The sequence below is a fragment of the Undibacterium sp. YM2 genome (assembly GCF_009937975.1).
Classification (GTDB): Bacteria; Pseudomonadota; Gammaproteobacteria; order Burkholderiales; family Burkholderiaceae_D; genus Undibacterium.
Window position 1 is genome coordinate 1,691,296 of sequence record NZ_AP018441.1, and the last position, 18,546, is coordinate 1,709,841.

Sequence of the window (18,546 nt, forward strand, 5' to 3'; positions counted from 1 at the left end):
AAATTCTCAAAAGCAACTTATAATTTAACTTTATTTTGCAATCATCCAGAGCCTGTCGATAGCATACGCGCTCGGGAAAATCTTGCAAGTTCTAATCAGGGGGGTAATTTACCAAAATATCGAGTATTACGTATATAGACGGAAAGTCATCTCTCTGCACTTTGACGTGATAAGTGCCAATTTTTGTGGGCGCAAGATAATTACCTGACAAGTTAATGCTGCCGCCATCAGCTTCAATCACACTCCAGGTCACTGGCTGGCGTATATAGTTGACATTTGGTGGATAATTAATGCTTGCCTGCAAGCCCATGGTCGCACCCGGCATGACATTGACAATGTGCCTGTCCACGCTCAGCGTTGGCACAAAGTCAGGTGTGCTGTTATCCACGACTACCAGAGCAGTCGTGCTCAGTGAAGGATAATCCTCACGCTGTGCCCTGACATGATAAGTACCTGGCTTGCTGGGGGCGGTGTATTCGCCATTGATACTGATAACTCCACCATCGGTTTCCACAATCTGCCAGGTGACAGGTTGCCTTATATAGTTGATATCAGGTGGATAGTTGATGGCAGCATTGAATACCTGTTTGCTGCCTGGCTTCATGATCAAGGCACCTGGGCTTATATCAATGCGGGGTGCTGTCTCCCAAAGGCCGGGACCACTGCATGACATGAACTGCTTGTCGACTAACTGTATTAAGCAGCCTGGACGGCCAAATACCGGGAGACCGGCAGGTGGATTCGTTTTCGCCAGCATGGTCAGTAGCGGCTCGTATAAATTTGCTGCCAATGCCAGGTTCAGGGTGTCCAGTATTTTGTCCTGAGCATCTCCACCTGCCGGGTTGGCGCTGGTGGCTGCTTTCAGGGGTGTGCTGTAAAAATCACTTATGCTACTGGTATCGAGCAAGCCGCTGAGTACATTGCGAATTTCGGTTTGCGCCGTCGTGACGTTGGTGCTGGTCAGGGTCTTTGTTACCGCATCCAGATCAGGATTGGTAAAAAAAGTAGCCATATCGGTACGCATGAGACGGGTAGAAAGCATCTCGGTCAAGGGCGTCAGGTTGATGACACCAGTATTGACCGCAAGCGCATGCAGTTTTTTGCCATTCGCAGGATTGGAGGTTTCCAGTACGCAGGGAAGTGCACTACTTGCGGGCAGATTGATTTCAAACGTGCCATCGGCAGCAGTTTTTGTCGCCCCTGTACCTGTGCGGCATTTGTAATTGACAGCCGAATCAGCGATGGCCTTGCCTATTGCCGCCGTGCCACGCAAGCTGAGACTGGTGACCTGTGGTGTTACCACAGGGTTGCTTGCAGACGAACTGCCACCACCACAGGCTGCCAGCAGGCTGGTCATCAGAGACAAGCTGCCTGTCAGTAATATATGTCGAGCTTTCAATTTGCCGCCTCATTATCTAATTTCACAGTCCACTATAATCATAGACGCTGAGGTAAAGCAGACTTCTGGAAAAGTGTCGGCAAATTGTCATGAATTTGTATCGCGCCTGTTTTTTTCAGGCGCGACACCAGTCAAAATCACTCCAGCTTGAATGATCTGGCAATTGCAGACCAGGGGATATATTTGAAGTTTTGCGTACCATCCGGAAGGCGTTTGTAACCATCTTGCACGACCAGCATGCCTAGTGCGAACTCGCCGCCAAAATTGACAGAACTGACCTCTATCCCATCTGTTTCTGAAGTGCCATCAATACCCTTGGCCAGATTCATGCCTACGCGAAACTTGCCGCGCAGACGATAAGGGGCTTGGGCTTCCAGCACCAGATAACTGCTGTCACCCTGGCTCGATACCAGCAGGTAATTTTTCTGCTGACCAAAGTACATGGCCAGGCCCTCAACATCAGCCACCAGTTGTTTGCCAACAGGCATCACCATTTGCAAATCCGCAGGCTGATCTGCCTTGGCAGACGTGACCCAGATACCGCGCTTTTCTTCACCCATGAACAGGCGGTCAGTCTTGTCGTCCGCCACGCAGCCTTCCGGCTGACTCTCCAGCTTGAAACTGCGCACCAGGCTGCTGCTGAAACCTTGCTCATTGTGATTGATGCGGAACTGCTGGTAAGTGCCATCCTTGTCATTCACAAAGGCTTCCAGACCACCGGTGCGTGGCTGGTACAGGCAAAAGCCATAGATTTTGTCCAGCTTGGTAGCGAAGCGGGCTGCCTCTGCTACTTGTCCCTGGTCATTGATGACATATAGCACCAGACTATTTTCATCACGCTGGGTCGCCATGGCGATGTCAAAACTCTGCTGACCCCACTTGATATGCTGGCGTACATCGACATTGTTCAAACGCCCGCTTTCCAGCAACTGGGTTTGCTTGCCCTGCATGTCGTACACCAGCAGGCCCTGTTTCTTATTGGTGCCCAGCACGCGTGAGAGCTTGGCATCTTGCGGGTGCGCCCAGATGGCTGGATCATCAGCAACATCGCCATGACGGGCGACGGTATCGGTTTGCACTGTGGGTTCGATGACCACTATCTCTGAGGCTGCTGGCTGCGTCCAGGCAGTACTGCTGGAGCGCCAGGTTTTTGCCTGTTCATCCTGCAGCAGAAAATCCAGTTTATTGCCGGATGCATTCACATGGATATTCGTTGCACTGTAAGGCAGGTTCAAGATTTGTTCAGGATAGAAATGCTGCCCATCTTTTTGGCGATACAGATGCAGTTTCTTGCCAACGGCATCTAGCACCGCCACGCCACCCGGTAACGCATTGATGGCACCTGCACCTCCTTGCAATTTTCCAAATGGAGCAAGCATGGCGACAGGTTTCAGTTTGGCTGCAGTTTCTGCCTCTGCCGTAAATGCCCAGACGCCGCTATCTGGCACGCTCAGGTAGAGGGTCTGGCTCTGGTCATCGACACGGCAATGCTTGCTGTGTGGTGGCAGCGCCAGCTTGCGTACCAGTTGCGCGTTGCCTTTGTGCATGACCCATTGTTCGCTCAGTCCTTCCTTGCCAATCAGGAAGACATGATCCAGCTGTTGTGCATCACGGTACAGACATACACTTTCCAGTGAAAAATCTGGAGAAGCCATGCTGGCTTGCAAACGCAGTTGCCCGGTTTTTATATTTGCTAAGTAGGCATACGTCTTTTGCGTGTCGGCATCCGTGAAGACCGCCAGCATGCCATCTGTGTGAGGGCGGGCATCAAGGTGTTTTGCCCGCAGGCTGACTTTGCTGCGTTCCTTGCCTTGCGCGTCCAGAAGACGCACTCCTTGTTTGTCTAGTGTGAGCCAGCCGCCATCTGGCAGGGCGATTATTTCCTGGGCTCTGCCAGTGACTGCGGGTGGCAAACCTGCTGCTGAAACGCAGGAAAAGGTCAGTATTGATGCCAGACTCGATATCAGATATTTTGTTTTCATCGTTTTCATTCTCATCAGAATACGCTGGCTTTCAGGCTGATTTTGTAAGTACGTCCATATTGTTCATATTGCGCGTTGTACTGATGCGCACCTTGGTATACATAGTATTTTTCATTGTTCAGGTTTGCCGCTTCAAAGACCAGTTGGAAGCGCTTGCTGAGTTGATAGGCCAGCGAAAAATCGAGCTGCTTTTGGGTGTCAACAATACGGTCCTGATCTGCGCGCAAAATATCCGTACCCAGTTCCAGCAGATAAGGAGATTTATAGTTGAGCGCGAGACGGCTGCTGACACGGCCATGCTCGTAACCCAGCATCAGGTTCATGACACGGTCAGACTGACCGGGCAGGCTGATGGAACGGCTACGGGATTTACCCAGTGCAGTATCAAAACGGGCAATGTCAGCACTGGAGCGTGTCAAGCTGGCATTCGCACCAACGATCAGATATTTCCACGGAGCCGGCAACATGCGCAAAGGTTGCGAGTAAGACAGTTCCAGGCCTTTTACATTGGCTGTATCACCGTTCGCATAGGACACCGCACTGGTATAGCCCTGCCATGCGCCTGAACCGGCCAGGTTGGTGGTGTAGGTGAAGTTCTTGATATCCTTGTTGAACAGATAGGCAGATACGCTGCCATCATGGCTCAGAATTTTTTCTACACCCAGATCAAGATTACTGGCTTTCAGTGGTTTCAAATCCGGGTTGCCAATCACTGCCTCGGTAGTGCTGGTGAGGTTGATGCCGGGTGCCAGTTGGCTGAAGTTGGCACGCACGACAGCATTGGTCCAGGCCGCGCGCACACTGGTTTTCTGGTCCAGGTCATAGCGCAGGTGCAGGGACGGCAACCAGTCGGAATAACTGCGCTGGCGGCTGATGGCTTGCAGGCTGGTACCTCCAGTCACTTGCGTGCCAGCGGCATCAAACTGCGTGCGCTCTACGCGGGCACCGGCCAGTATGTGTAGCTTATCCATGTCGAAGCTGTTTTGCAGATAAGCGGCGTCAATATTTTCATTGATCTTGTAATCATTGATGGCAGATTCCAGCACCAGGCGCGCAGCATTTCTGTCCAGGCCTGCCACGCGGGCGCGTATCAAGTCAGCACTGATGGCGGTGCCTATATTACCCAGGGGATAATCGAGCGCCTGGTTTTGGACGAAGGCGCTCATGGACGTAGAGCCCGGCCCCCAGTAATTGCCACTGCTGGTTTTGCTACTGTTGTAAGTCCATTGATTGGTGTCATTGGTCTTTTCACGACGGCTGCTCTTGGCACCGAATTTCAGATTCGATTCAAACTGCTCGAAATGGAACTTACGGGTCAGATCAAATTTGAGATGCTGTTCAGTATCCTTGGAAAAACGCTGTTGCAGGCTGATGGCATTCAGGCTGTAGTTCGCCGGATCATACAGGCTGGCCGGGCCTATGATCTTGGGTATTTCTCCATCGACAAAACCAACGCCGGCGAAATTGGCATTGCCACGGAAGCGGCCATCATTCAGGGCTTCAGGCGTATCTTCACTGGCGCGGCTGGAGCCTGCTGCCAGGTCCAGTTTCCAGTCCTTGAATTTTTGTTCCGTGCCCAGCTCGATGGAGCTGATGGTCTGGGTATATTTACGCTGGCGTATGCGGCGCTCTGCTCTGGCCGTAGTCGTTGCACCTTCGGCCAGAGTGCCGCTGGCAAAGCTGCCTATGGTGATGCGGTCGCGTACTTCATCATCGCTGAAGTCACTCAAAAAGCCGTGCATAAAGTAAGTCTGTGATGCAGTCGGCTTGTAATCCAGGTTTAATGCATAGGCATGTCGTTCACGCACAGGCAGGTAATCACGCAATTCAAATCCACCCAGTTTGCCATTGTCCCAGGCACCACCGGTTTCCACATTGTCTGAACCAAAGCTGCGTTTCTCAGCGCTAATGCCAGCAGCGATACCCAGCTTGCCACCAGCAAAGCGGTCAGCCCACAAGAGACCTGCATTAGGGCTGGTCTTGCCTGTAACCTGGTCATAGCTGGCACCCGTATTCAAAGTGAGAAATTTCCCTGGCAAATCAAAGGCAGTCAGGCTCTTGACTTCGACCGCGCCGCCGAGTGAGCTGGCATCCTGTTCAGGGCGCAGGGTCTTGGTGACTTCCAGTGAACGTATCATCCCGGCAGGCAATACATCGAGCGCTACCGCACGGCGGCTGGCCTCTGGTGAGGGCACAAGAGCACCGTTGATCGTGACGCCATTCAGGTCAGCACCCAGACCACGTACAACAATATAGCGGCCTTCGCCCTGATCACGCTGTACCGAGATGCCGGGCAGGCGTGCCAATGCTTCAGCTGCATTTTTATCTGGCAGGCCACCGATGTCATCACTACTGACCACGCTGACGATATTGTCGGCCTTTTCCTGCATCTCCAGCGCCTTGCGCAAACTGGCACGCTGGCCGCTGATGACAACGCTGCTGGCATCACTGACAGTTACGTTCGGCCCCTGGGCATTGGCGTTCAGCATGGCTGAGATGCCCAGCATGATGATGGATAGTTGGGGGACAGGTTTTTTCTTCAGGGTTTTCATGAGTGAAATTTTCCGCAGGTAATGGATGGCATAGAGTGGGCGGATTCTAGGAGTTACATGTGTCGGGTTTGTGACAGATGGGAGCAGGATTTGCCGTTGCGGGGAAATCGCACTGTAAATCGCGAAGATGTGAGCTGAAATGACTTTTGCGTTTGGCGATACTCAACTGATAACGGGCCCATTTTGAAAAACAGACCAAAAAGCTCACCACAGAGACACAGAGGAAGAAAGAAGAGAATACTCAAATCAAGTCTATCCATTTTGGCAAAGAGATTTTTTCCTCTTGCTTTTCTCAGTGTCTCTGTGTCTCTGTGCCTCTGCGGTGAAAGGTCTTTCAGGCATTGAACCCGTGAAGATGAAAAAGAACTGAGCCGTTTGCACCCCCGTTGTTTTTCATCCATATGCCATACGAAAATGAACGCATGTCATCGTCCCGTCACGCACGTCCATTACCCTCGCGCGACTTGACCTTAGGATGTGAATGCAATGCTTAAAAATTCCATGCTGCGCCTGCATAGAAACTTCATTATCACTGCCTGCGTGGCATTGATTGCCTTTATTTTTCTATATGCCTATATGGGCACACCCAAGCCCTTCATCAAATGGAAGTGGATGGACATCGTCGGTGAAGGCGGTACCTCGGTGATGTCTGGCCTGTGGTTGCTGATCATGCTCAGCAGCCGTCCCAAGGGGCTGGTGACGCGGCTGTTTGCATTTGGCCTGGCAGCCATCATGTTGGGTTCATGGGCAGATTGCCTGGATGAGTTTTTTGCGATACCCAAGGAAGATGTCTGGGATAACTGGCTGGAATCCATGCTGGTCTTTGCCGGTATGCTCATCGTCACTGCCGGCATGTATTACTGGCGCGAAGAACAGTTCACGCTGAATGAACATTTGCAAAAGCGTGAGCGTCTGTTCCGTGACCACCGTGCAATTGACCGTGTGACCCAGCTCAGCAATGCTGATTATTTGCGCCTGCAAATCAAGCAGGAGCTGGACAGCCATCCCGGCGTGCCCTGTGCGCTGGTGTTGCTGGACATAGACCAGTTCCATCTGATCAACCGTCAGCATGGACAGCATGAGGGCGACCGTGTCTTGCAGGCTGTCAGCCACATGCTCTTGCTGAACCTGCGTAATGAAGATGTGTTATGTCGTTATGCAGGCGACAGGTTTGCCCTGGTCTTGCATGACACCAGTCTGGAAGAGGCGCAGGCACTGGCCGTGCATCTGTGCAAGATGGTCAGGCAGATGCGTTATTGCGCCAAAGAGGCGACGCTGGAAATCAGCATGCGTCATGCCTGCACTATGGCAGACGATGCGCCAGATACTTTGTTGAGCAGGCTCAGCCGCGCAGTGGAAGCCAATGCACTTGCCTCTGCTGAGACGCAGTTGGCAACGAGGGGCTTGTAATGCATTTCCATCAGGCGGCAGACGCCTGCCTGCAAGCCGGGTACCATGCGGCGCAGATATTGGCCTATACGCGCAGCCGCGAAGTCGATGATGAGCTCATCTTGCGTAGTGTAAGCCTTGAGGCGGCACGGATCACGCAAGGGCAATGTAGCATCAGTCCGCAGCAATATCTGCAACTGCTGGGTAACGCACTACAGGCCCTGCGCAGTGCCGACAGCAGTTTCATGCTGGGACAGCAAATGCTGCCTGGGCATTTTGGCAGCGTCAGTCATGCATTATTGCAGGCACAAAGCCTGCGGCAGGCATTGGAGATTTTGTGCGCGCATTCCACCCGCCTGTGTCCTTTGCTCAGACCCAGGTTCAGTGAAGGCAAGGATATGGCTGTCTTGTACTGGATGAATAGCTATGGCGCCCCCAGTCTGCACCCGGCAATAGTCGAGATGCACATGACAGCCGTGGTTGCGATGTGTCGTTGGCTTAGTGGTGTGCGCTTGCCATGGCGCTTTTGTTTCAACCGCAGCGCTGCCCGTCACACCGAGCAACATGAAGTACACCTCGGCAGTGAGTTGCGTTTTAATTGCCATCTGGATGCCATGTTGATCGCCACAGAATACCTGGATTTGCCGTGGCCACGCGGTAATGCGCTGGCAGCCAGCCTGGCCTTGCAACAGGCACAGCAAGAAGCCTTGCTCAGCGATGAAACGCCGAGCCTGTTAAATGCGGTCTATGATTACCTGCTGACCCATATACGAGGCAACCCCAGCCTGGAGCAACTGGCGGCCGCATTTGCAGTTAGCCCGGCCAGCATGAAACGCTATCTGGCCAAAGAGGGTACGCATTTCCAGGCCGAGCTGGATCAGGTCCGCACGCATGTCGCCCTGTATTTATTCCATAGCAGACATTACGACAATGAGGCAGTTGCCATGCACCTGGGTTTTCATGATGCGAATAATTTCCGGCGTTCTTTCAAGCGCTGGACAGGGCTGACGCCCAGCAGCCTGAAAGAAAATCTGACTCAGGATTTTCCTGGACTGAATTTCAGTGTTGGAATCTGATGGTGGGATAATAATCAGGCGATTTCTTCCACCACTGGATCAATGTATATCCTTGATCCGTCGTTCATACGGCACGCTTGAATCTTTACCCCGGTTTTGCCGTACGCTCACGGAAATGATTTTCAATAATATCCTGATGAGTACAAAAGCAATAAACAAGGTAATGATCAGCGGAATAATCGTGATCAGCAGCGCGATAGCAAGAATGATAACCAGGATTTTTGGCAAGGGCGTGCGCAGCAGGCGTTCTCCTACCTTTTGTCCTATCTGACGAAACTCTTGTGCTGCCTGTCGGCAGACAGAGTACAGGTATTGGCTGATGCTATTTTTCATGGGTAACTCCTGAATCGGTGCTTGCCTGATCTGAAAATCAGGCGATGGGGGCATTATCAGCATGCTTGCGCAAATAATCTACGGTAATTTTAATGCGAAATTGCCGTTCCCTGTTTTTCAGGGCCAATTCTGTAGTGTATTCCCTTGATAGAAGCGAAAAGAGCGACCAGCTTGGTCGCTCTTTTATTTCAGCTGACTACGGCTAGTTCATTACTTATTTAGCCTTGCCCAAATGTTGCAGGAAGAAAGCTTCATATTTCTTGTGCAAAGCCTTGGGTTTGACTGTGCCACCCAGGCCATGTTCACCATCTGGATCAAGGAAGAGATCAACCAGGGATTCCTTGCCGTTTTCCAGCAATGCACGATACACATTCACTGTATCCTGATACAGCACGTTAGGGTCTTGCATGCCATGTACCAGCATCAGCGGTTTTTTCAGGCCAGCAGTCAGGGGCAGCAGCGAATATTTACGCAGGTTGGGTTTACTGCGTTCTGTCTTGCCTATGGTGCGGCCGCTGTACCAGCTATTGTAGTTTTCCCATTCTGTCGGGCCAGCACCGGCGATACCGGCAGCAAAGGTATCAGGGCTGGTGTACATGGTGTATTGGGTCTGGAAGCCGCCAAAGCTCCAGCCTGTGAGGCCTATGCGTTTGCCATCTACGCCCAGGTTCTTTTGCATGTACTTGGTCAGGTCTTCCAGGTCTTCTGCCTGCGGCTTGCCTACCTGTTCCCAGTTGGCATCGCTGAACTTGCGGCCATAATTGGAGTGGCCGCGTGGGTCAACTGCCACAGTCACATAACCATGCTTGGCTGCCATATACATGCCAAACATATAGGCGGTCTGCTGGAAGCTGTCAGTCTCGACGATATGCCTGTCATTCAGTGGGCCGCCATAAGTGTAGACAATCGCAGGGCGGTGGTCAGATGAGCTCAGACCGGCTGGCTTGAACACATAAGCCTGTATCTTGTCACCATGGCGGTTGGTGTAACTGAAGCGCTCAGGGCGTTGCAGGTCTATCGCATTCCAATGCGGGTCATGGCTTTGTGTCAGCGTCGTGGATTTCGCTTTATTGATATCCACCAGTTTCAATTCAGGGCGGCTGGCCCATTGGCCTGCCATGCTGGCCAGTTTGTCGCCGCTTTCTGTCACGGTACTGTTGCGGTGGAAGTCACCAGCCTGGCCCAGAGCTTTCATGTCACCAGTTGCGAGATCGACCTTGTACGCATTCATGGCGGCAAAATCATCCTTGTTGGCGAGTACGAACATGGATTTATTGTCATCGCTAAAACCGATGATGTTGTGGGCTTCAAAATCACCTTTGAGCAATGGTTTTGCGCTGCCATTGCTGACATCAATCACGTAGGGCTGGCGATAACCTTGCTCGTCGAGGACGGCAACCAGTTGCTGGCTGTCTGCAGTGAAGCGTGGTGCCAGCACATTGACAACTTCGTGGCCAACATTGCCACGTCTTTCAAAAACCATTTGTGGCTTGACGCCTTCTTCTGCCTTGCCTACATAGATGCGCAGCAAGTCTTTTTCACGTTCCCAGGTGGAGAAGGTATAACGGCTGCCATCCTTGGCCCAGGCTACCGGGCTCATTTCAAACCAGACATCGCCACCATCATTGGTGAAGACTGGTTGTGGCTGGCGTGCTGATGCTTCGCCGACACGGCGTATGTACAGGGCCGTGGCAGGTACTTTGCGCTTGTCATCGGACACTTCACGCGGCACTTTTTTGGCCGTAGCAAAGCGCTCGCTGTAGTTCATGATCTCTACCTGGCGTTCAGAAGGTGGGGGCGGTTTGCCGTTTTCTGGCTTGGCATCAGGTGCCTCGGCAGAAATCGCCATCCATTGCTTGTCTTCACTGAGCACGGTATTGGCGATGCGGTATTTTTTCTCGGCATCGTCAGGGTGTATCAGTTCGCGGTTCAACTGTCGTATTGTGCTGCTGCCAAAGCTGGCGCTGTACAGGCGTTTTTCATCCATGTAGATATAGCCATTATCATCTGCCTTGAAGGCGACGATGCGTTCAGGCTTGTCAGTCTGGGTCAGGCGTTCTATCTTGCCATCTGCGGCATTCAGGCGGAACAGGTCGCCGCGATACTGGAAGATCAGTTCATTCTTTTTATTCGCCCAGACCAGGGCATCCACACCAGGATATAGGTCAGTCGGTTTGAGTTTTTCTTTTTCGAGTTTCTTTTTCAGCTCGTCACGCAATTCCCATACTTCCTTGGCCTTGTCGTCCTTGGCTTCTTTCTTTTCCTCTTTTTTGTCGCTGTCGTTTTTAGCTACGCTGGCTGTGCCGGTTTTTGCGGCGGCCGCTTTTTCTTTGGCGGCTTCTGCATCAGCCTCTGCTTTCTTGGCAGCGTCCTTGGCTTTTTTTTCGGCCAGTTCACGTTTCACTTCTTCCAGCGCGGTTTCTTCCCACTGCATCAGGTTGACTTTTTCACCGCGCAGGTAGGCGGCCTGGGCTTCTGCCTTGGCCTGGCGCTCGGCTTCTTCTTTTTCTTTTTGTTTGGCTTTTTTATCGAAGCGTTCCCAGTCTTCTGGCGCATCGTAGGTTTTCATCAATGCTGGTGAAGTGATGCGTTTGGTTTCACCAGTCTGGGTGTCATGTACATATAAATCAAAACCATTTTCACCGAAAGGGTTCCAGGTGTATGCCAGGTAACGGCCATCCTTGCTGAATTGTATATGGCGGGCGGCCTGGCCTGCATAGCCTTTGGCGCGGTATACCTGTTCCAGCGTCAGGTCGGCTGGCTTGATTTTGGCGACACTAGCAATTGCTGGGGCAGCAGGTGCGGCCTGCGCAGTTTCTTGAGGAAATAGCAAGCTGGCTGCCCCGCTAAAAGCGAGCGCAATACTGACGGTGAGAATTTTCCGAGACATAGTGAAAACCTTGGTTTTAGTTTAATTAGCAGGTATGGGATTGATCAGGAGGTGATGCGCAAATGCCGATGTTAGCAAGCTATCGCTGGAATTAACGCATTTTCCATAGACAAATGCCAGTGAAGACAGTTCCACAGGAAAACAAATTCTACAAAATTCGGTAGAAAATTTGCTTTTGCCTTATTAAAGCGGAGTTAGCTTCAGTTTTTTGTGGGATTGAGCTTCACCCAAGCAGCTTGCGGTATTGCTGAGGGCTGAGTCCCAGCCTGGATTTGAAGGCGCTGCCAAGATGGGATTGATGAGCAAAACCACAATCTGCTGCAATATCTGCAATAGATAAATTGCTATCAAGGATGAGCAAGCGCGCCCTTTGCAGGCGACGCTCAGTGATGTAGGCATGTGGTGTGGTGCCGGTTGCATGGGCAAAGCTGCGCAAGAAGCGCAGCAGTGGCATATTTGCCATCGTTGCCAGCTCTTCCAGATTCAAGGCGGTGTCGAGTTGATCTTCGATGTAATCCAGTATGCGGCCATGTAAAACTTTGTCTTGTGCATATGGGCTAGATGTCTTTACCTTGCTTGATTTTTCATTGGCGAGCGCTAAGCCCCGCTGCAAAAACAGGCCAGCTTTTTCTTGCAGGAGCAGAGCATCTTTATCTTTTTGCAAGAGCAGACTGCGCAATTGCCAGGCCAGCATGACGGCCTGTTTGTCGCCATGGAATATCTGTCTCGGCGATGATGCACGCATGTCTGCCAGCAGATCAGGATTGGTGATGTGCATGAGCAGGTATTCACCGCCATGTGCAGATTCTGAAAACATCGGTAAGCCAGCGGTGCTGATGGCAAAGTCGCCTGGCCAGGCATCAAAGTCATGACGGATATCGCTGCCTATCGCATGCACGCCTGTCTGACGTGCAAACGCCAGACCCAGGCTGGTATGGGACGATGCACTATTGGTGGTATAGGGCGCGGCTGGTAATAATTCCAGTCTTGCCCACTTGATGTCGATAGTATCCATGCTCATGACAAAAGCTCTCTGCTGAAATTTCTTGATAGCCTGGAAATGCGGTCTGCTTATTATAGAGGCGTTCTATCCAATGGCCAGGGCAGCGGCCTTTAATTTACACATGGAGTTGCAATGAAAACCATAGGCCTGATAGCCGGCATGAGCTGGGAATCGACGATACCTTATTACAAGCAAATCAATGAAACCATCAAGGAAAAACTTGGTGGCCTGCATTCTGCAAAAATCATCCTGTATAGCGTCGATTTTCATGAGATAGAAAAACTGCAACGTGCCGGTGATTGGGATGCCGCTGGTGTCATCATGGCGCAAGCTGCACGTTCACTGGAGTTGGCGGGTGCAGATTTTCTGGTGTTGTGTACGAACACCATGCACAAGCTGGCGCATGTTATTGAGGCAGCGGTCGCGATACCCTTGTTTCATATCGCCGACCCTACTGCGCAAGCCATCAAGGATGCGGGCTACGGCAAGATAGGTTTGCTGGGTACGCGCTTTACCATGGAGCAGGATTTTTACCGCGAGCGTTTGCATAGCAAACATGGTTTGCAAGTGTTGGTGCCCGAGCTGGCAGACCGTGACATTATTCACCAGGTCATTTATGAAGAACTTTGCCTGGGTAAGATCAACCCGGCATCACGCCAGCACTATCGCCGCATCATGGCCAGCCTGAAAGAGAGTGGGGCGCAGGCGATCATCCTTGGTTGTACCGAGATCAGCCTGCTGGTAGGCCAGGATGATGCCGGTGTGCCCTTGTTTGATACTACGGCCATTCATGCGCGCCGTGCTGCGCTGCATGCTTTGTCGTGAGGGGTGGGTATCAATTGACTTTGCGCAGGGCTTCCCTCAAAGCGGGCAAGAGATTTTCCTTCAGGGCGGGTTCGGTGCTCTCCCTGACTGAAAAATACAGGGGCAGCAAAAAGGCACTGACATTATGTCTTTGCGCCAGTCTGGCCTGAGTGTAAGGACCAGGTTGTATGCTGTTGTCTATCAGCTTGTTGAACCATAGATCCCAGTCGTGCTTGTTGAAACTTGGTGTGCGTGCCAGGTAATACACGGCCGTCATTAACCTTACCCCTTCGCCATATTGATAGAAATGCGTGGATGGGGCGATCTGCGTAGCGATGGCTGCCAGCATGGTTTCATGCTGGGGTTTTTCTATGGCCGGGTTCATCGCCAGTTGCAGCATCAAGTCAGCACTATGGGCTATGCCATGTCGCCAGCCATCTTTTTCATCAAAGCCGCGATAGTCGCGCAGATTCGTCAGGTAATGACTGCCAGCATTGACGATATCGATTCTTTCTTGAGCACTCAGATATGGTTTTTTCCTGTCTGCCCGTACCAGTTCTGCCAGCGTCAATATAGCAAAGGGTCGCAAAAAACTGCTTTCTTCCGCCGCAGGCATCTGCACGGCATTCAGCATTTTCATGCGCAGGCTGGTGAGTGTCGCGACGTCCAGCTTCTCAGTACGCATCCAGGCGGACAACCCTTCAAACGCCAGTTCATCACGTAATTCTGTATCCGGGTTACCAAGGCAATCAGCCGCAGAGAGCGCCAGGCTTTGTCGCTTGCCATCATCGTCAAGCTTCCAGCCAGCAGATTTTGCGGACTTTAGTTCTTGCTTGGTAGGTTCAACACAATCGGCGAATGCTGCGGTGGTGATGAACAATAAAACAAGCAGACAAAAAGTAGAGGTCAGACGATGCATGAGTGCTATCCATACAGAAGAGGAAAGATTGACAAGTGTGCCATGCCGATTTTTTCTTGTCATGCGCCACAAAAAACTTGCACAAATTGAATTGAGTTAGTGTTATAGTTAACTACAACACTAATTTACTTGTGGATGACACATTAGAAGTATCAATCTCGTTGTCCCGGGTATTCACAGGAAGGTGCAAGCATGAGTGTTAACTGGAATGACCAGACGCCGATTTACCGGCAATTGAAGCAGCGGGTGCTGGGCATGATGCTGGATGGCTTGTTAAAGCCAGGCGATGTCTTGCCCTCGGTAAGGCAGGTGGCAGCAGAGTACCAGCTCAATCCGATTACGGTCTTGAAAGCCTATCAGGAATTGGTCGATGAAGAACTGGTGGAAAAACGAAGGGGTGTGGGCATGTATATGACCGAATCAGCGCTCGATAAATTACTGGCAAATGAACGCCAGCGTTTCATTGAAGAAGAATGGCCAGCCATGCTGGAGCGCATACGCAGGCTGGGTTTGGATGTGCAGCAATTGCCGGGTTTGATGGCGACAGGAGGAGGCAAATGAGCAGTATTACCAATACTATAAACAGCGTCATTTCCGCCCGTGGCGTCAGCAAGCAATATGGCAGACAGCGGGTGCTGGATGACATCAGCTTTGAGATTGCTCCCGGTCGCATCGTAGGTCTGATAGGGCCGAATGGCTCAGGCAAAACCAGCACCCTCAAAGCAATACTGGGTCTGGGTAATTTTGATGGTGAGATGCAGGTATTGGGCCTGGACCCGCGTACCCAGCGTGATGCGCTGATGAATGATGTCTGCTTCATCGCCGATGTCGCCATTTTGCCGCGTTGGATCAAAGTGAAGCAGGCGATAGACTTCATTGCTGGCGTCCATCCGAAATTCAACCGTACCAAGGCTGAGAAATACTTGGCCAATACCAAGTTGACGCCGGACATGAAGGTCAGATCCATGTCCAAGGGCATGATAGTGCAATTACATCTGGCGCTGATCATGGCCATTGATGCGAAATTGCTGGTGCTTGATGAGCCTACTTTGGGCCTGGACATTTTGTACCGCAAACAGTTTTATCAAAACCTGCTTGAAGATTTTTTGATGAAAACAAAACCATCATCATTACTACGCATCAGGTGGAAGAAGTTGAGCATATTCTCAGTGACCTGATTTTTATTGATGATGGAAAAATCGTGCTGGAAACCAGCATGGAGCAAATGGCCGGGCGTTTTGTTGAAGTGATGGTCACACCGGAAAATATGGAAAAGGCAGTTGCCTTACAGCCCATCGATCAACGTGCAGTATTTGGCAAAATGGTGATGCTGTTTGATGGCGTTGCGCAGGAGTTACTGGCCAGCTTGGGTGAAACACGCATACCTGGCGTGGCAGACTTGTTCGTCGCCAGCATGAAAGGAATTGCTAAATGAAAACCATGATTAGTCTTTTAAAGCGTGAATTCTGGGAACACAAGGGCATGTTCCTGTGGACACCCTTGTGTGTGGCCACTGTGATCATATTTGTGTTTATCCTGCCCTTCCTCAGAGGGCATGCATTATTTGGTGCCAGGATTTTGGGACGGGTAGCAACATTTAAAGAAGATGTTCCCAGAGTCGGTGATCTATTGGCAAGCATGTATCTGCTTTTCTCTGGCCCCATGCTGGTAGTAATGGCCATCATTATTTTCTTTTACTGTCTGGGTGCGTTATTTGATGACCGGCGAGATCGCAGTATCTTGTTCTGGAAGTCTTTGCCCGTCTCGGATTTTCAAACGGTATTGTCCAAGTTAATCACCGCCAGTCTGACCGTTCCGGTGATATTTATCCTGTGCGCTATCGCCATGTCTTTTCTCATGTTGATGATAGTCAGTATTGCATTGACGACTCAGGATGTGTATGTATTCCAGGATTTGTTCTTGAATGGAAAATTGTATCTGGCACCCTTGCAGTTATTCGCTACCTTGCCAGTGTATATCCTGTGGGCTTTGCCCAGCATAGGCTGGTTGATGCTTGTATCGAGCTGGGCGCAGTCCCGGGTGTTTTTGTGGGCAGTTGGCATACCATTGCTCCTGGTATTTTTGGTGGGGATGCTGGATTTGCTGTTGGGGCAAAACGGTGACATGAAATGGTTCAGCAATTTGATTGTTGGACGTGCATTGGGAGGGATACTTCCAGGTGCATGGATAGAGTTTGAACATGTCCCGCTTGCCAGTTTCGCCCGCCCTTCGGGCACAGGCGTAGATTTCAGCAAGGTGCTGTCAGTATCCTGGCAGACGATGCTCAGCCTGCAATTATGGCTGGGTGTGGTGGCTGCAGCAGGAATGTTTTATCTGACCGTGCGATTGCGCCGCTGGCGCGAAGCAGCCTGAAGCAAAAAATCGGGATTGCGGCAATAAGCGCAATCCCAAATTTTTTATCTCGATGGCCTCACCACCAGCGCCACACCCGCCAGGGCAATCACCATGCCAAAAATTGCTGTCATCGTCAGCTTCTCCCCAAACATCAGCCAGGCCATGGCGGCTGTGACTGCAGGTACCAGGTACATGTAGCTGGTGACCTTGGTCGCTTCGCCGTGCCGTATCATGATGAACAGCACCGAGATGCCAACGCCGGACAGTACAAATACCGACCAGGCCATGGCGGCAAAAAATTGTGGCGTCCAGATGATGGTCTGGGTTTCCAGCGTCAGTGCGAATGGCAGCGTCACCAATAAAGATGCAACAAACTGTATGACTTGCCCAGTTCTGACATCAAAACTGGGGCAGGTTTTTTTCTGGTACAGCGTACCTATGGTCATGGCTGTCAACGCTATGACGGCCAGTGCCACACTGCTGACGGACAAGCCTATGACAGAGATTTTGTTGGCCACGACCAACGCTACGCCGCAAATGCCAAGCGCCAGTCCTGCCCATTGTTTGCCATAGATGCGCTCACCGATGATGGGGCCGAGGAATGCAGTAAAGATGGGTTGGGTATTGGCGATCAGTGCGGCGACGCCAGCCGGCATGCCTAGCTTGACCGCGCACCAGATACCACCGAGGTACATGGCCTGCATCATGATGCCTGCGATAGCTATCGGCAGCCAGAAGCGGCGCTCAGGCCAGGGCGCGCGCATGGTCAGCGCCAGTATCAGCATGAAGATGATCACGCCCAGATACCGCAGGCACAGGAAGGTCAGTGGTTCTGCATAAGGCAGGCCATATTTGGCAACGACATAACCGGATGCCCAGATGAAAATGAAGATGGCGGGGAGAAAACGTAATAGAGGAGAGGCTTTGGTTTGCATGCTGTTCAAAGAGTAAGGCGATAGAGCTTAGGGGAAAGTTCCTGGCGCTCATTTGAGCCATGATCTTCGCATAATCAGCTTGAATGATGGATGAAAAAAAACCTGCGGTGCTGATGCATGCGCAGGTTTTTTTCATCTGTGATGTATATGTCATGAATATCTCATGACGTGACTGGCATCACGACAAGCTGGTTCAGCCCAGGTTTGCTGTTGCAAATTCCCAGTTGACCAGTGCCCAGAATGCTTCCAGGTATTTTGGACGTGCATTGCGGTAGTCGATGTAGTAAGCGTGTTCCCACAGATCGCAAGTCAGCAATGGTGTGTCAGCTGTAGTCAGTGGTGTCGCTGCATTGGACGTGTTAACGATGTCCAGTGTGCCGTCGGCTTTTTTGACTAGCCATGTCCAGGAAGAACCGAAATTGCCTACACAAGACTTGGTGAAAGCGTCTTTGAATGCATCGAAAGAACCCCATTTAGCATTGATGGCATCTGCCAGTTTGCCACTTGGTGCGCCGCCGCCATTAGGTTTCAGGCCATTCCAGTAGAAAGTGTGGTTCCAGATCTGTGCGGAGTTATTGAAAATGCCGCCAGAAGATTTCTTGACGATTTCTTCCAGTGTGGAGTTTTCAAATTCTGTACCCTTGATCAGGTTGTTCAGATTGGTCACATAGGTTTGATGATGCTTGCCATAGTGATATTCCAGAGTCTCCTGGGAGATATGTGGAGCCAAAGCATCCAGTGCATAAGGCAGTGCCGGTAAGGTATGTTCCATATCGTGTCCTTTTATCGTGAGTTCATCATTTCCGGCAATCCGGAAAAGCCAGACCAGCATTGTAAGCTTTTGTGCAAAAGCGTGCACGCGGCCTTATACAAATTCTATGTATATGCGCAAAATGATGACTGTAATTG

16 protein-coding genes are annotated in these 18,546 nt (G+C 51.3%); 7 read left to right on the forward strand and 9 right to left on the reverse strand.

The features are described 5' to 3' along the window. Nucleotides 1–91 precede the first annotated feature (91 nt). The 3 genes from UNDYM_RS07510 to UNDYM_RS07520 all read right to left on the reverse strand — a co-directional run bounded on the left by UNDYM_RS07510 (nt 92) and on the right by UNDYM_RS07520 (nt 5,933). Nucleotides 92–1,399 (reverse strand): hypothetical protein, encoded by a 1,308-nt coding sequence (locus UNDYM_RS07510; protein WP_162040485.1) that lies wholly within the window; start codon nt 1,397–1,399, stop codon nt 92–94. A gap of 137 nt (nt 1,400–1,536) precedes the next feature. Then, nucleotides 1,537–3,381, reverse strand: coding sequence for a phytase (locus UNDYM_RS07515; protein WP_232063820.1), 1,845 nt, complete (start codon nt 3,379–3,381; stop codon nt 1,537–1,539). Between the two features lie 14 nt (nt 3,382–3,395). Further along, the gene (locus UNDYM_RS07520) at nt 3,396–5,933 is read right to left on the reverse strand and encodes a TonB-dependent receptor (RefSeq protein WP_162040486.1); all 2,538 of its coding nucleotides are present in this window, start codon (nt 5,931–5,933) and stop codon (nt 3,396–3,398) included. A 486-nt stretch (nt 5,934–6,419) separates the two neighbouring features. Between UNDYM_RS07520 and UNDYM_RS07525 the strand changes: the two genes are divergently transcribed. Next, on the forward strand, nt 6,420–7,343 hold the full coding sequence (locus UNDYM_RS07525; protein WP_232063822.1) for a GGDEF domain-containing protein: 924 nt from the start codon (nt 6,420–6,422) through the stop codon (nt 7,341–7,343). After that, nucleotides 7,343–8,398, forward strand: a complete 1,056-nt coding sequence (locus UNDYM_RS07530) for an AraC family transcriptional regulator (protein ID WP_162040487.1) — start codon at nt 7,343–7,345, stop codon at nt 8,396–8,398. Before UNDYM_RS07525 ends, UNDYM_RS07530 begins: the two co-directional genes overlap by 1 nt. A 39-nt stretch (nt 8,399–8,437) precedes the next feature. Here UNDYM_RS07530 and UNDYM_RS07535 read toward each other — a convergent pair whose 3' ends face one another. From UNDYM_RS07535 to UNDYM_RS07545, 3 genes are all read right to left on the reverse strand, one after another. Continuing rightward, nucleotides 8,438–8,731: a hypothetical protein gene (locus UNDYM_RS07535; RefSeq protein WP_162040488.1), complete on the reverse strand. Its 294-nt coding sequence runs from the start codon at nt 8,729–8,731 to the stop codon at nt 8,438–8,440. 214 nt (nt 8,732–8,945) lie between these two features. Then, nucleotides 8,946–11,621, reverse strand: a complete 2,676-nt coding sequence (locus UNDYM_RS07540; RefSeq protein ID WP_162040489.1) for a prolyl oligopeptidase family serine peptidase — start codon at nt 11,619–11,621, stop codon at nt 8,946–8,948. Nucleotides 11,622–11,844: 223 nt separating this feature from the next. Beyond that, nucleotides 11,845–12,642: an AraC family transcriptional regulator gene (locus tag UNDYM_RS07545; protein WP_232063823.1), complete on the reverse strand. Its 798-nt coding sequence runs from the start codon at nt 12,640–12,642 to the stop codon at nt 11,845–11,847. Nucleotides 12,643–12,756: 114 nt separating this feature from the next. Between UNDYM_RS07545 and UNDYM_RS07550 the strand changes: the two genes are divergently transcribed. Next, a complete protein-coding gene (locus UNDYM_RS07550; protein WP_162040490.1) occupies nt 12,757–13,449 on the forward strand; it encodes an aspartate/glutamate racemase family protein in 693 nt (230 codons plus the stop codon). A 10-nt stretch (nt 13,450–13,459) separates the two neighbouring features. Here the strand turns inward: UNDYM_RS07550 and UNDYM_RS07555 are convergent, their stop codons facing one another. Continuing rightward, nucleotides 13,460–14,347: a DUF2785 domain-containing protein gene (locus tag UNDYM_RS07555; protein WP_162040491.1), complete on the reverse strand. Its 888-nt coding sequence runs from the start codon at nt 14,345–14,347 to the stop codon at nt 13,460–13,462. Nucleotides 14,348–14,539: 192 nt separating this feature from the next. Here UNDYM_RS07555 and UNDYM_RS07560 point away from each other — a divergent pair, with 192 nt between their 5' ends. The 4 genes from UNDYM_RS07560 to UNDYM_RS07570 are packed head-to-tail and all read left to right on the forward strand — an operon-like array spanning nt 14,540 to nt 16,720. After that, the gene (locus UNDYM_RS07560; protein ID WP_162040492.1) at nt 14,540–14,908 is read left to right on the forward strand and encodes a GntR family transcriptional regulator; all 369 of its coding nucleotides are present in this window, start codon (nt 14,540–14,542) and stop codon (nt 14,906–14,908) included. Continuing rightward, the gene (locus UNDYM_RS07565) at nt 14,905–15,525 is read left to right on the forward strand and encodes an ATP-binding cassette domain-containing protein (RefSeq protein ID WP_370529451.1); all 621 of its coding nucleotides are present in this window, start codon (nt 14,905–14,907) and stop codon (nt 15,523–15,525) included. The genes UNDYM_RS07560 and UNDYM_RS07565 overlap by 4 nt, the downstream gene beginning before the upstream one ends. 23 nt (nt 15,526–15,548) lie before the next feature. After that, complete coding sequence (locus UNDYM_RS31325) at nt 15,549–15,782, forward strand: hypothetical protein (RefSeq protein WP_370529452.1); 234 nt, start codon at nt 15,549–15,551, stop codon at nt 15,780–15,782. Next, on the forward strand, nt 15,779–16,720 hold the full coding sequence (locus UNDYM_RS07570; RefSeq protein WP_162040493.1) for a hypothetical protein: 942 nt from the start codon (nt 15,779–15,781) through the stop codon (nt 16,718–16,720). Before UNDYM_RS31325 ends, UNDYM_RS07570 begins: the two co-directional genes overlap by 4 nt. Before the next feature lie 44 nt (nt 16,721–16,764). On the opposite strand, the gene UNDYM_RS07575 is transcribed toward UNDYM_RS07570, so the two are convergent. Then, entirely contained in the window at nt 16,765–17,637 is an 873-nt protein-coding gene (locus tag UNDYM_RS07575; RefSeq protein WP_162040494.1) for a DMT family transporter, read from the reverse strand. 193 nt (nt 17,638–17,830) lie between these two features. Next, nucleotides 17,831–18,409, reverse strand: a complete 579-nt coding sequence (gene sodB, locus UNDYM_RS07580) for a superoxide dismutase [Fe] (protein WP_162040495.1) — start codon at nt 18,407–18,409, stop codon at nt 17,831–17,833. Nucleotides 18,410–18,546: the final 137 nt, after the last annotated feature.